At 43.3% G+C, this 14,404-nt stretch carries 13 protein-coding genes; 2 read left to right on the top strand and 11 right to left on the bottom strand.

The window, feature by feature from the left end:
- Positions 1 to 55: 55 nt before the first annotated feature.
- Both ACVPPQ_RS00465 and miaA read right to left on the bottom strand, forming a co-directional pair.
- Positions 56 to 1,309 (bottom strand): methionine gamma-lyase family protein, encoded by a 1,254-nt coding sequence (locus ACVPPQ_RS00465; protein WP_463494945.1) that lies wholly within the window; start codon positions 1,307 to 1,309, stop codon positions 56 to 58.
- A 12-nt stretch (positions 1,310 to 1,321) separates the two neighbouring features.
- Complete coding sequence (gene miaA / locus ACVPPQ_RS00470; protein ID WP_463494947.1) at positions 1,322 to 2,254, bottom strand: tRNA (adenosine(37)-N6)-dimethylallyltransferase MiaA; 933 nt, start codon at positions 2,252 to 2,254, stop codon at positions 1,322 to 1,324.
- Positions 2,255 to 2,355: 101 nt separating this feature from the next.
- Here miaA and ACVPPQ_RS00475 point away from each other — a divergent pair, with 101 nt between their 5' ends.
- Entirely contained in the window at positions 2,356 to 2,535 is a 180-nt protein-coding gene (locus ACVPPQ_RS00475) for a DUF3042 family protein (RefSeq protein ID WP_025083956.1), read from the top strand.
- A gap of 238 nt (positions 2,536 to 2,773) precedes the next feature.
- Here the strand turns inward: ACVPPQ_RS00475 and ACVPPQ_RS00480 are convergent, their stop codons facing one another.
- The 7 genes from ACVPPQ_RS00480 to ACVPPQ_RS00510 all read right to left on the bottom strand — a co-directional run bounded on the left by ACVPPQ_RS00480 (position 2,774) and on the right by ACVPPQ_RS00510 (position 8,099).
- Positions 2,774 to 3,193: a rhodanese-like domain-containing protein gene (locus tag ACVPPQ_RS00480; RefSeq protein ID WP_463494949.1), complete on the bottom strand. Its 420-nt coding sequence runs from the start codon at positions 3,191 to 3,193 to the stop codon at positions 2,774 to 2,776.
- A 23-nt stretch (positions 3,194 to 3,216) separates the two neighbouring features.
- Positions 3,217 to 4,188, bottom strand: a complete 972-nt coding sequence (locus tag ACVPPQ_RS00485; protein WP_463494951.1) for an ROK family glucokinase — start codon at positions 4,186 to 4,188, stop codon at positions 3,217 to 3,219.
- Positions 4,185 to 4,418, bottom strand: coding sequence for a YqgQ family protein (locus ACVPPQ_RS00490; RefSeq protein ID WP_025083953.1), 234 nt, complete (start codon positions 4,416 to 4,418; stop codon positions 4,185 to 4,187). The genes ACVPPQ_RS00485 and ACVPPQ_RS00490 overlap by 4 nt, the downstream gene beginning before the upstream one ends.
- A gap of 32 nt (positions 4,419 to 4,450) precedes the next feature.
- Positions 4,451 to 5,116: a rhomboid family intramembrane serine protease gene (locus ACVPPQ_RS00495; protein ID WP_025083952.1), complete on the bottom strand. Its 666-nt coding sequence runs from the start codon at positions 5,114 to 5,116 to the stop codon at positions 4,451 to 4,453.
- Positions 5,117 to 5,128: 12 nt separating this feature from the next.
- On the bottom strand, positions 5,129 to 5,668 hold the full coding sequence (locus tag ACVPPQ_RS00500; protein WP_463494954.1) for a 5-formyltetrahydrofolate cyclo-ligase: 540 nt from the start codon (positions 5,666 to 5,668) through the stop codon (positions 5,129 to 5,131).
- Positions 5,669 to 5,734: 66 nt separating this feature from the next.
- A complete protein-coding gene (rpmG, locus tag ACVPPQ_RS00505; protein ID WP_081779567.1) occupies positions 5,735 to 5,884 on the bottom strand; it encodes a 50S ribosomal protein L33 in 150 nt (49 codons plus the stop codon).
- 103 nt (positions 5,885 to 5,987) lie between these two features.
- The gene (locus ACVPPQ_RS00510; RefSeq protein WP_463494957.1) at positions 5,988 to 8,099 is read right to left on the bottom strand and encodes a peptidoglycan D,D-transpeptidase FtsI family protein; all 2,112 of its coding nucleotides are present in this window, start codon (positions 8,097 to 8,099) and stop codon (positions 5,988 to 5,990) included.
- Between the two features lie 220 nt (positions 8,100 to 8,319).
- Between ACVPPQ_RS00510 and ACVPPQ_RS00515 the strand changes: the two genes are divergently transcribed.
- The gene (locus ACVPPQ_RS00515; protein WP_463494959.1) at positions 8,320 to 10,938 is read left to right on the top strand and encodes a YfhO family protein; all 2,619 of its coding nucleotides are present in this window, start codon (positions 8,320 to 8,322) and stop codon (positions 10,936 to 10,938) included.
- A gap of 276 nt (positions 10,939 to 11,214) precedes the next feature.
- Here ACVPPQ_RS00515 and ACVPPQ_RS00520 read toward each other — a convergent pair whose 3' ends face one another.
- Together ACVPPQ_RS00520 and murB are read right to left on the bottom strand one after the other, a co-directional pair.
- A complete protein-coding gene (locus tag ACVPPQ_RS00520; RefSeq protein WP_463494961.1) occupies positions 11,215 to 13,332 on the bottom strand; it encodes a cation:proton antiporter in 2,118 nt (705 codons plus the stop codon).
- Between the two features lie 64 nt (positions 13,333 to 13,396).
- Complete coding sequence (gene murB, locus ACVPPQ_RS00525; protein ID WP_463494963.1) at positions 13,397 to 14,305, bottom strand: UDP-N-acetylmuramate dehydrogenase; 909 nt, start codon at positions 14,303 to 14,305, stop codon at positions 13,397 to 13,399.
- Positions 14,306 to 14,404 lie beyond the last annotated feature (99 nt).

The raw sequence follows: 14,404 nt of genomic DNA on the forward strand, positions 1-14,404 counted from the left end.
AGCGCTTCATTATTGAAATTTCCAATAACAAAACACTTGAATTCAATTCGATTATTTAAGCGTAATACGTCGTCTGTACGGCACGACTGATCGCCAGCTTAATGTGGGCGTAAGTTAACCCACCTTGTAAATAAAGCGTGTACGGTGCCCGAATGGGGCCGTCAGCGGAGAATTCAATACTAGCCCCCTGAATAAAGGTGCCTGCTGCCATGACGATTTGATCTTCATAACCGGCAAAGTCACTGGGAATCGGGGTCACAAACGAATCAATTGGCGATTGGGCTTGCACACAACCGGCAAATTTAACCATGTCATCCGGATTACCGAAGTTGACGGTTTGAATTAAATCGGTCCGCGGCGCGTCCCATTTAGGCGAAGCCGACAAGCCCATTTTTTCAAGCAATGCCGCTTCATAAATCGCCCCTTTAATGGCATTACCGGTCACACTTGGTGCCAAGAAAAAGCCTTCAAACATTAATTGTAAATTACCTTGGGTTGCACCCTCACTCGCACCGACACCCGGCACGGTTAAGCGATAACCAATCATTTCAATCAAACGTTGCGTCCCGACAATGTAGCCGCCTGTTTGGGCAATCCCACCGCCGGCATTTTTAATCAACGAACCGGCCATGACATCGACGCCGACATCCGTGGGTTCAATCACTTCTGAAAATTCACCATAAGCATTATCGACGAAGATGATACTGTCCGGATTAACCGTTTTGATGAAACGAACCATTTCCGCAATTTTAGCGACCGTAAAACTATCGCGAACGGCATAGCCGCGTGAACGTTGAATCGCAATGACCTTTGTTTTAGCAGTAATCATCGTTTTCGCTAATTCGAAATCGACACTCCCATCTGCCAATAACGGCACGTAATCAAAGCCAATTTGGTATTCCTTCAACGAACCAATCCCGTTACCGGCGATGCCGATGACTTCTTGCAGGGTATCGTAGGGTTCACCCGTTAAATAAAGTAAATCATCCCCTGGGCGTAGCATCCCTAACAGGGCCGTCCCAATTGCGTGCGTTCCTGAAACCAGTTGGGGTCGGACGAGTGCGTCTTCAGTCCCAAAGACTTGACTATAGACCGCTTCCAGTTTGTCGCGTCCTTGATCGTCATTCCCATAACCGGTTGTTCCATTTAAATGCGTTTCCGAAATTGATTGATCTTGAAAAGCCTGTAGCACTTTAGCTTGGTTATTGATAATCTGGTCGTCTAACGCCGTCAATCGGGGAGCAATTTGGGCGTCAACGGCTTGAATTTTAGTTTGTAATTCGGGTGCTAAATCGGTTTGCCAACTCATTTATATTCTTCCTCACTTTTCTAACCAAGCTTGAACATCCTGTTGAATACGGACAAGATCTTCAGCCTGATTTTCCACTAAATTATACCAATGAACCGGAATTTGATTTCTAAACCACGTTAATTGGCGTTTGGCGTAATGCCGTGAATTTTGTTTGACGAGTTCAACGGCGCGCGCGAATGAATACTGACCATCAAAATAGGGGTAAAACTCTTTATAACCAATACCCCGGACCGCTTGGGGACTATCAGCCTGTTGCTGGTACGCCCATTTAGCTTCATCCAATAACCCAGTCGCTAGCATCTGATCCACGCGTTGATCAATCCGTTCATACAAAACCGGTCGATCACAATTCAACCCAATCACGTACGTATCGTAGCGTAATTGATTGGGTTTTTGATCAGAAAATTTCACACCCGTCGTTTCATAGACTTCAAGCGCGCGAATGACTCGGCGTGTATTGGCCGGCGGAATCTTAGCCGCCGCTTGCGGATCAATTTGCTGAAGTGTTTGCCACAGTTCGGCCGGCGTGTGATCGGTTAAATAAGCTTGCCATTTTTGGCGAACCTTAAAATTAGCTTCAGCTTCTTCCGCTGTGCCTAACGTCATATCATACAATAATGCTTGTAAATACAGACCGGTCCCACCAACAATCATCGGCAACGCGTTCCGTTGGCGAATCTGCTGCACCAACGCTTGCCCTTGCTGTTGAAAATCATACGCGGTAAAGCGTTCTTGCACATCGACAATATCAATTAAATGGTGTGGTACTTGCGCTTGTTCCGCCGGTGTCGCTTTAGCGGTCCCAATATCTAATTGGCGGTAGACCTGCATAGAATCTCCGGAGATGATTTCACCGTTCAACTGTTGCGCCAAGGTTAGGCTAAGGGCTGTTTTACCAACCCCCGTCGGCCCCACGATGACTAATACTTTTTCTTTTATCATTATTTCACCCCACTAATTAATGGATTTTACTGGCTATTCAAGCCTAAATACGCGATAATAAGTTTATAGCTTGAATCAATTAGATCTTAGGAGGTTTTATCATGAAACATAAATTTGCTAAAGGTTTCGTTATCGGTACAATTTCAACAGTTGGGGCGATTGCTGGTTCATTATTGGCTTTCAAGAAAACCGTTGTTGATCCAATCGAAGAAAAAGAATCCCAAATTGAAGATAATCGTCGTCGCGCTAACCGTAAGAGCCACGCTGCTCACCAAGGTTAATATAGTACTAGCTGTGACAGAACTTGGTCATCAATTGAGTATCAAGTTGAAGAAGTTGATTATTCCGAACTAAGGATAATCAGCTTTTTTGATTTGAACGGAGATTGATGAGTTCTGACACGCGTCAACGAAACATATCCATTAACATCGAGATACTGAAATTTATGCCACGGTCCTTTTTTATTTGAAATGAAAAACCCAAAAGTCGCTAATACTCAACTGACTTTTGGGTTCTTTTTTAGTTTAATGATTTTTTACGTTTCGTCTTACCGGTCCAACCCGCATAACCTTTTTGAAGCCACTTAATTTCTGTAAAACCGGCTTTACGTAATTTTAACGTTGCTCGGATACTCAATGTAATCCCAGTATCGTATAAATAAACGGGTAAATCTTGACGCAATTCGCCCATATTTTGTTTTAACATTGGATACGGCATACTCCGCGCCCCTAAAATATGGTTGGCATCAAAATCTTTTTTATCGCGTAAATCAACAATTTGCGCTTTACGCATCGTTGATTCAAAGTCTTCGGCCGTTAATTCGCCGCCTAAACGTTTGCGTTGAATCTTGTAGTAAGCCCAATCGCCGACTAACCAAAGTAAAACGAGTAATAAGATAATATTAATGGTCCACGTTGTAATTGATCCTAAGACAAACATCTACATAACTTCCTTTAACTTAATTATTGTTGATCAAGTTGCAATGCTAACGAAGCAGCCCCAATGACACCAGCCACGTTGCCTAAGTTAGCCAAACGGATCTTAGTCGTGTTCTTAACGTTAGGGAATGTAAATTCTTCAAAGTAAGCTTGGACTTGCTTGCGTAAGAATTCACCAGCTGCTGAAACACCACCACCGATTACGATGTAAGAAGGGTTCAACATATTACCGACATTCGCCAACGCTAAACCAAGATAGAAACAAACGCGATCGACGACTTTAACAGCCAAAGCATCTGATTCTTTTGCCATATCGAAAACCAATTTCGAACTGATTTCTTCGCCATCGTCTAACATTGTTTTCAATTTAGAGTTACCAGCGTATTCTTCAGCCATGTCACGCGCAACCCGGACAACCCCGGTTGCTGATGCGTAAGTTTCAAGACAGCCTTTTTTACCACAAGTACATTCATAACCATTTGGTTGAACAGTCACGTGGCCTAATTCACCAGCGGAACCCGCAACACCATGCAATAAATGACCGTCAGCGACAATCCCGCCACCGACACCGGTGCCTAATGTGACAAACGCAACGTCGGGTTGGTTTTCACCAGCACCCTTCCAACGTTCGCCTAAGGCAGCCACGTTGGCATCGTTATCAATTGCAAATTTCATTTTAGTACCCGCTTCGATATCACGCTTTAGATATTGGGTTGTCTTCCAATTTAAATTATAAGCCCCGATGACCGTGCCGGCTTCGATGTCGACACTACCAGGCGTTCCCATGCCAATCCCGATAAAGTCAGCAGGGACCATGTTATATAAATCTAAATGATGATTAATCGATTCGATGATATCAGGTGTGATATGACTACCTTCATCTAAAATATCAGTCTCAATACTCCAGCGTTGTTGGATTTCACCATCCGTGGTCATAATTGCAAACTTAGCAGTTGTGCCACCTAAATCTACGCCGATTAATTTTTTATCTGTCATTTAAACTTTTCCTCCAATAATTCATGATTAAATGTTTCTTTTTCTTCCAACCGGTGTTCATGAACAAGCACCATCTTGGCATCACGATACACTTTGCCATCAATTAACCCCGCATCATAGATGTGGCGTAATTCAATACTGGTTAATTCAATATCCCAAAGTCGCTTGCCAACATGGACATAAACGCCAAATTGTTTTAAAAGTTGTTGCACATCATAAAGAGTTTTCATCAACTTCACCTTTAATAGTATACCTAAAATTGTTAACGATTCATACCCAAATATGCGAATAAAATGATTGCAACCACGTAAACCACACCACTGATTATCCGGTTTACCGGGTTAATTTTACCCACTTTTGGTGCACCAAGCGCCATCGCACTTAAAAAACCACCGAGAATCCCGCCAAGCATTCCATAGACGGCATTTCGGTTAAAAATCACTTGTAAGCCGACTGACAAAATTAAAAAGAGCCAATATTGCCGGGCGACTTGACCGAGAACCGCGCTTTCTTTAAACGCATCCCCGAGCATCAAAAAGCCACCAAAAATACCTAAAACGGCCATACTGATGGTCGTGGTCATCGAATCCGTCCCTAAGAAAAGCCCTTGTGTCACTAGACCAGCTAGCCCACTCAATAAGTAAATCGCTAATATTCGCCAATGCCCCACTAATTGTTCCAATTGGCCACCCACAAAATATAAAATTAAGCCGTCCATCACCAAGCCTGAAACACTTAGTTCATTAAAGGCGGATAAGATAAATGAGCCAATCTGGCCCGTTAATAAAGTATTAACCGAGACAAAACCATGGAACGTTACGGCAGGTAACACAAATCTGATACAAAACATCAAAATCGCAATAACCACTAAGCCGTAAGCCACGAATGGTTGATCTCGCCATTGATTCAATTTTCTTTTAATGTTCATCTCTTCTCCTTTTCAACCTTTGATTACTTGATTGATTCTAATATCAAATGGGTCAACTGTCCAGTCCGACGCCGCTTTTTGTTGTGGTTTTAAAGCCAATGCGATGGTCAGCATCGGATTTTGAGCCAGATAGCGATCGTAATAACCGCCGCCAAACCCTAAACGCCAACCGTCATCCGTAAAAGCGAGCCCGGGGACAATCATTAAATCCGGAACACGAACCACCGTGGCGACCGGTTCGAGCACCCCAAAATTACTTTTAATCAGTTCGGTTGTCGGGGTTAATTCATAGAAAGCCATTTGCCGTTTTGGTAAGGTTTTAGGCACGACCACTGTCTTACCGAGCTGCCGGGCTAATTCAATCACCGGTTGCGTTTGATATTCAATTGATTGACTCAACGTGATTCCGATGACCGTGGCTGCTTGAAACGCGCTTGATGCGGCCAACTGTTTTAAAATCGTCGCTTCTTGAGCCTGTTTAAGCGCTGGTTGTTGGGACAATTCAACTAATTGTTGAATCTGTTGTTGGCGCTGTGCTTCCTTAGTCAACATTTGATAGGCCTCCTTAATAATTAACAAAAAAAGAGCCGGGGCAGTTGCCCTAACTCTTATAACTAATTATTTAGTTTCACGGTGTAAAGTCACTTTACGGTCGCGTGGGCAATATTTCTTTAATTCCAAGCGATCTGGGTTGTTACGCTTATTTTTGTTTGATAAGTAACTACGTTCGTGACATTCTGTACATTCCATTGTAATGTGTACGCGCATTGATATAGCCTCCAAGCTGTTAATTAATTTCTAGTGTTTAAGTCTTAGACTCATAATATCATACCATTTTTTATAGTATCTGAAAAGGTTATTTCTAAATATTTCATTCTTTAATATTATTTAGTTTGTAATAATCCGTAATCATCTCGCGTGCTAGTAAGGTATTGTAATGGCCATCATCCGATGTGAGGTTCGGGAAAACGACCGCAATCGCAATCTGCGGATCGTCATACGGTGCAAAACCAACGAGACTTGAGGTGACCGTTTCAACTTGTTTACTCGTTGAATCGTTCGGATCCGTCCGGGCAAAAGATTGTGCTGTCCCGGTCTTGGCGGCTAACGTTGGTTTAATATCTTTCAACGTATGCGCTGTGCCCCAAGCGTTGGAACCATTGACGACGTTATACATCCCTTCTTTAACCACGTTAAAGTAAGATTGCGGCGCATCAATGGTATTCAAGACGGTTGGTGCCGTTTTGGCTTCAATCTTGCCTAATGACCCATCGGTACCCGTTTGTTGAATCGAATCAACCAAGTAAGGTTTCATCCGTTTGCCACCATTAGCAATCGTTGAAATATATTGCGCGAGTTGAATTAAGGTATAGGCATCGTAGTTTCCGTAAGATAAATCAAGTGCCGAACCGACTAAAGTACTGCCACCTGAGTCTAACGTTGCCCCTTCAATTCCTTTGGCTTCACCCGGCAAATCAATGCCGGTTTTTTGACCTAATCCGAATTGATTGAAATAACCGCGCATTTTAGTGAAGATATCCGGACTCATAGTCATTTTTGAATTGGCCACATAGTCAGCATTGGCTTCCTTCATGATTAAATGCATCATGTAAATATTGGAAGAGACTTCTAAGGCTGATTGCGCCGTTAACGAGCCGAACGTGCCAACTGGATAAACGGATTTCTTGACCGGTGTCCCGACTAAATAAATCGGTGTATCTGGCAAGGTATTATTGGTTGGCGTAATGACACCGTCCATCAAACCACCCATAACGGTCGCGCCCTTGACCGCGGACCCCATGACAAACGTATGGTTAATCACGCCAAGCGCATCATCAGAAACTTCCGTGGTCGTTCGGTCGTTGGATTCACCGGCCATTGCTAAAATCGCACCGGTCTTCGGATTCATCGCCACCGCGTAAGCCCCGTCCGAATAGGTCGTCGCCCCTGCAGTCTTGGCTTGGTTATAAATCTTCTTCAACGCCGCTTCGACTTGGGTTTGGTAAGTCTGGTCAATCGTTAAATTCAAATTACTCCCCTTTTGACCTTTGAAAAGCACACTGCTGGATAGAATTTGATTATTCGCGCTGACTTCAACTTCAGATTGTGATTTCGAGCCATGCAAGACCGTTTCATATTGCTTCTCTAAATAACTGGTCCCGACCCGGTCGTTTCGTGAATAGCCTTGCGCTAATAAGGATTTCAAGCTATCTTCAGGTAATCCTTGAGACTCGGTTGAAACACTCCCAATGATACTGCGCATCGATGAGCCGTTCGGATAAGCCCGTTCCCAATCCGTCCCGACACTAATCCCCGGTAAACTGGTTAAATGTTCACTAATTTCAGCAATTTCTTTATCAGTCACATCCGAATTCTTAATGTAGACCGTCGATAACTGGTAAGCGCCACTCATAATCTTAAAGATGGCGGCCGCTTGTTTCTGCTCATCTGATAATTCGGTAAAGGTCTTTTCGACCAAATCGATGGTTGATTGATAGATTTTTTTCGTCGATAATTCAGACCCATCAGCCGCGATCTTTTGGGATTTTGGCAACTTAGCATTCCATTTTTTCAGATTAGCAGGATTACTCAAGTAGTAATCAATTTGATCACGCTTTGATAGCGTATCGGTTTTGACCGTCAAATATTGGGTTAATTCGTTGGCCTCTTTATACATTTTATCAGATAAAACATTCATATTTTTCGTATATGAGATGGCCGATTTAGCACTATTACCAACCAATACGCGGCCCTTCGAATCTAAAATCATACCGCGCGGAACGTTGCCGGTCACAATCGTCTTATCCGTACTATCGACCATGGCTTGATATTTCGCACCACCAAGCACCTGCAAACGTGCTAGTTGAATAATCAACGCAGCAAATAAAGCAAAGACAATAAAGAACAAGAAGTTTAAGCGAAACGGGATGTGTGATTTCTCCCGATTTTGTTTTTTCTTAGGTTTTCGATTAATAATATTCACGGATGTTCAGTTGCTCCTATCCAGTTGATTCTATTTTAGAATTCTCATTGTTTAAGTTTAGCAAAATAATCCAGAACAAGCTATGGTAAATCACTAAATGATCCCAAGATTATGGTATGCTAGGGACACTAAACACTACATTGCTAGTTTACAGCTTTTAATATGGAAAAGCTGATTTGTAAACTAATTTTTAGATTTTTTTATTAATTGGAGGATTCTTGTGACTCGATTATACAATTATTGGCATCGGCATGGGTTTTTAACCCTTAGTTTTCTACTTCCCGTCATCCTACTCTTTATTTACGGCATCATGCGCCACGTCTTTCCCTTCGGTGGTCAAACCATTATGACCGTCGATTTAGGCCAGCAATACATTGACTTTTTTGCCTATTTCAGAACCACCTTACTTCAACATCCCAGCACTTTCCTATATTCCTTTGCCAAAGGTTTAGGCGGCGATATGCTCGGTGTTTGGGCTTATTATCTAATGAGTCCTTTCAATCTGATTGTCCTCTTAACCCCGGGCAAATGGCTCAGTTTCGGGGTCTGGTTAATCGTTCTCTTAAAAACCGGCTGTACGAGTCTCAGCATGGCTTACTATTTAAAGAAAACCCGACTGGCCACTGGCTGGTGGCTCCCGACTTTCGGGATTGCCTTTGCACTATCCGGTTTTGCAATTGCCAATCAATTTAATATCATGTGGCTCGACGCTTTAATCTGGTTACCCCTAATCGTCTTAGGTATCGAACAACTCTTTAAACCCCGCCATTTTTGGTTATACCCGATCAGCCTCGCTATTTTACTGGTCGTCAATTATTACATGGGCTACATGGTTTGTCTATTCGTCGTTGCTTATTTTGCTTGGACACTCGTTTGCCATCATACCACTTGGCGACAAACTGGCCGTTCAATTCTAAAATTCATCGGCGGTTCACTCGGGGCTGGTTTATTGGCCGCCTGGTTATTATTACCCACCTTCTATCAATTAACGCAGAGTAAAGGGCAATATACGATTCAAAAGATTCATTGGAAACTTGAATATAATCCTCTCAAAATTTTATCGAAACTAATTGTCGGTAACTTTAATTTCGATCAAATGCCCAAAGGCGAACCGAATATTTTTGTCGGTAGTTTAGTGCTGATTCTCTTTTTAGCCTACTTCTTCACCAAAAATATTCCACTAAAAGAGCGACTTGCTGCCTTGCTAGTCACCGGATTCTTGGGGCTTTCGCTTTGTTTCGAACCGTTAGACTTATTGTGGCACGGCATGCAATTCCCGGTTTGGTATCCTTACCGTTTCTCATATGTCATTAGTTTCTGGCTAATCGTCTTAGCGGTTCAACGACTCCACTACCAACCCCGGATGAACTGGCCGTTACTCCTGTGGACCTTCCTATTATTAATCAGCGGTATCGGTTATACCGCGAAACATCTCAAATCCTTCACCGCACTGGATAACTACCAAGTGTATCTCAGTATTGGTTTTTTAATTCTAGCCAGTTTAGCCATCTTACTGATTCCGCGTCACTTTAAGTTACCGGTGGGTTGTTTGATTTTAGTCACCGTCACGCTCGAAATGACCGCCAACGCTTATATCAGTTTGAACCAGATCAGCTACGTCTCCCAGAAAGATTACGCCGATTATACGGAACAACTCCAAAAAGCAATCCAGACCACTCCCCAAAAAACGGCGTTCCAGCGGATTGGTAAGACCTTTATGCGGACCAAAAATGATCCGATGCAAGCCAATTACTTTGGTGGTTCCCATTTCAATTCAATGCTGGAACCGAGCTATCCCAATTTTATGGGCCAGATTGGCGAACCAGCTGGCGATGGGTTCGTCGCGGACACCAATCAAACTGAATTCACCGATGCCTTTTTAAGCTATCGCTATTATTTAAATAGTCAGACGGTCCAAGCGACGGTTCCCAAAACGAGTTACAAACCCGATTTAGTCGATTACACACCGATTAAAAAGGCGGGCGATATTGAGATTTATCACAATCCGAATGCATTGGCGCTCGGTTTTGCCGCTTCCGACCAAATTCTGAAACATAAAAAGACGGCCGATTATCCGTTAATTGAACAGAATAATATTGCTGCTGAACTATCCGGACAAACTGGCGTCAATCAGCAGTTATTCAACCTCGAATTTTTCAACACGGTCACTTATCAAAACGTGAAACAAAAACCGAAACTGAACGAAACGTTTTTGAAAATTGATTCTAAAAAAGATGGGCACGTCGTCTACACCTTCACGCCAACCACCAACGACGCTTATTATCTGACGCTTGGTTCGAGTCTTGAAAAAAATGCCGTCCGGATTACGATCAACGGACAAACCGTCCAACAATATGACACTTTCCGAGATCCAGTCGTCGTCAACTTAGCGAATCACGTTAAGGGCCAAACCCAAACCCTTGATTTCGCCTTTTCAAAATCTGAGATTTGGTTGCAGAATATTAATCTCTATCGTTTAAATACGCAAAACTTCCAACAAACCATCCAAAAACTGCAGGCTAATCCGCTCAAAATCACACACTTCTCAAATCGAAAGATTACGGGGACCATTAAGATTACCAAACAAAAGCAAGTCTTGATGACCACCATTCCGTATTCGTCCGGCTGGCAAGTCAAAGTGGATGGCCAAACGGTCAAACCCAAAAAAGCTTTAAAGAATTTCTTAGCTGTGCCCCTCAAAAAAGGTCAGCACAAGATCCAGTTCACCTATACCCCGCCTTATTTAAAACTCGGCTTGTTAATTTCCGGGCTGACCATTCTGGCGAGTCTGATTGGTCATTTTGGTTGGCGTTTCTACCGCCACCGTCGCTTATTCTAATTTAAAAACAAGCTGTGATAAAAGCTAACAACCTATTAGTAAGTTTACGTTTTTCTTTAACGCGCGCCATAACTCATCAATTTCCGTTCAAATCAAAAAAGAGTATCCTAAATTCAGGATACTCTTTTTTTTAACTTAATAGGCAATTGGTAACGTGCTTCTCAAGTAGCCTTTTCCGGTTAACTACAAAATTAGCGGTATGATTCAAAGTACAAATCATACCGCTAATTTTTAGGTTAATCCTCAAAGTCTGACCAACTTGAGTCAGCACTTATTCTATTCTTCCGCATCACTATTGGCTAGAATCAACGCATTTTCTGAATAATTGATATTCTTGCGTAATTCATCGGCCAGCGCCCACGAAATCTGATGCTGCTCTAATAAATTCTGAATCGCCGTTCGTTCACCGGTCAACGCCTTAATCCGCAATTTTTGCAATTGGCGTTCATAGATATCGGTCTTGCGGTGACCGAGACTCTTCATATTTTCAATCTGATTACGATAACGCATAATAATTTGATAAATGACTTGCCGATTATAATGTTGTTGCCGATTTTCTGGTTGTTTCAAGAAAGCCGATAACGCCTTAATCCCCGCCTTCGCCATCTCACGTTCCGTTAATTGCCATTCGGTCGCGACTTTGACCGTTTGCTTGTGTGGTACTAACCACCAACCAAAATGTTTCACTGCCCCTACCAGTCGGTAAAATAGGAGCTGAACGTGATGCCAATTAAAGTTGGAGCCGATCACTGCTAGACGGACCTGTTTTTGTTTCAATTTTCGTTGACCGTGCCGGTACGTTTTCGCGCTAATTTCTTTGGCCTGCCACATCCCGTCTAATGCTTGACGTTCACCAGCCAAGGCGACTTGACGCAAAATTAATTCTTCCGTGATGAGCGGTGGTAACTCGGTGCCTTCAGTCGCATCGTTTTGTTGACTCTCTAAACGATGAATCATCACTTGATATTCCGCGATTAAATCCAGCGCTACTCGGTTATTATCGATATGCCGTTGCGCTTCAATCAAACCAACGGCCACCCGGTAAATGTAAATTTTAGCTTCCGTTTCACTCAAAAACTGGGGTTCATCAGTCGCTTCATCCTCGACGTCAACCTCACTATCGAGTTGTGTTCCCCGTAACTCAATTGGTGTGTTGACCTTGGTTAATTTAGGAATCAAGATAATCGCCATCACTAAACTGACGATAATCACACCGGCAGCGATGAACAACATTAAACCCCGTTCGGGAAAGGCGGAGCCGTCCGCTAAGACGGTCGGCACTGAGAGGACCCCGGCCATCGTAATCGCCCCGCGAACCCCAGATAGACCTGATAAAACTGAAATTTTGACGTTAGCCCGCAACGTTCTTGGATTACTCTTATTGGTATACATCAAATAAGAAAAAGTCCATAACGTCCGGACCAACACCAGAATTAACCAAACGGCAAAAACTAGCAAGATTGCTTCACTCGTAGCAATCAACGGATTACGCACGGTACTGCCCATCGCCACCGGTAATTCAATACCGAGAATCAAAAAGACAATGCCGTTTAATAGATAAACACTGATCGACCAAGTTTGTTCGGTGACTAATTTTAATTCCGGTAAAAAATCTAAAAAGACGTTGCGACTAGAATGGCTGACAATCCCGGCAACGACGACCGCGATGACCCCTGACGCGTGTAACCCATCTTCGACAATTAGATAGATCAACAACGGGGTGAGCAACTGCAATACGGTATGAAAGACAACGTCGTCAATCCCCTGTTGCAACATGAACAGACGCACCAAATGGATCAGATACATCATAGCGGCCCCCGCGATTGCGCCGACAATACTGATATAGATAAAATCGCCAGCCGCATTTTGTAATGAGAAATACCCCGTCACTGCGGCGGCAATCCCGTATTTAAAACTAATCAAACCACTGGCGTCGTTGATTAAACTTTCACCGCTGACTAGATGTAACACTTTTGGTGGCAAAGCGGCTTGTTCCGAAATTGATTGCACCGCCATTGGATCGGTTGGTGATAAAATCGCGGCTAACGCAAAACTAGCCGCTAGTGGTAGCTTGGGCACTAGCCCGTGAATCGCTAATCCGCCGACCAAGGTCGTTATAAACACTAAAAAGATGGCGTTGCCGATAATCGGCCCCCGGAGTGCCCACAATTCTTTTTTCGGGAAACGTCGACCGTCATTAAATAATAACGGTGCGACGAATACTAACATGAACCAATCCGTCTTCAACGGAATCTTAAAGGAAAATAAGACCGCAACCGCTAAACCTAAGACAATCTCGATCAAACTCACCGGTAATTTGGGGATATAATGACCAATAATGTTGGCAATAATCACCAAAGAAATTAATAATATAATGGCTTCGATAATGGCCATCCAATCACTCCCTTGATTTCTAAAAAAGAAGCCGTCGCTAAATCCGACCGCTTCTTTTTAATTTTTAGACCGTTCGACCAATAATCCGGACTTCCGGTTCTAAGCGAACTTCGAACTGCTCCCAGATTACGGCTTGAATGTGGGCAATCAACGTCAAATAATCGGTGGCTGTTGCGCCATCAATGTTGACGATAAAACCCGCGTGTTTTTGTGAAACTTGCGCCCCACCAATTTGGTACCCTTGTAAACCCGCTTCTTGAATTAAAGGCCCCACATAGTAACCCTTTGGCCGTTTGAAGACACTGCCACACGATGGGTATTCTAATGGTTGTTTAGCGGCCCGTTTCGCGTTTAATTCATCCATTTTCTCACGAATGATTGGCGCTACCCCGTTTGGTAAATCGAATCGAGCAGCCAAGACAATGCTGCCGTTTTCTTGAATTAAACTGTGACGATAACTGAATTCTAATTCAGCAGCAGTCATCGTGATGACCTGATTGTCCGGTGTCAACACTTCTGCCGACGTTAAAACATCACTGATTTCGCCTTCATACGCACCGGCGTTCATGAAGACGGCCCCACCGACACTCCCCGGAATTCCGGCGGCAAATTCTAAGCCGGTCAAGCTCGCTTGATAAGCAGCTTCGGCCGTTTGAATAATCTCAGCCCCGGCTTGGGCGACAATCACGTGTTGATTGACCGTAATTTGATTCATCGCCGTTAAAATAATTACTAACCCGGCAATCCCCGCATCACGCACAATTAAATTACTAGCGTTCCCAATAATCGTAATCGGTAATTCAAATTGATGAGCAGTGGTCACTAACTGTTGGACTTCTGCCACTGAACTTGGTAAGGCGAGCACATCGGCTGGGCCACCCGTTTTGGTAAATGTATAATGACTTAATGGTTCGTTGACTTTAATATTAATGGTTTGATTGGCTTCTAAAAACGTCTGATTTTGACTTGACACGGCTGTCGTTCCTCTCAAAAATAATCTTACTCTAGTTTAACAAACGAAACGGCAATTGAACAGTCAACACTTTTTGCGTATTACACGAAATATCGGTAA

Source organism: Latilactobacillus parafuchuensis (genome assembly GCF_055271665.1).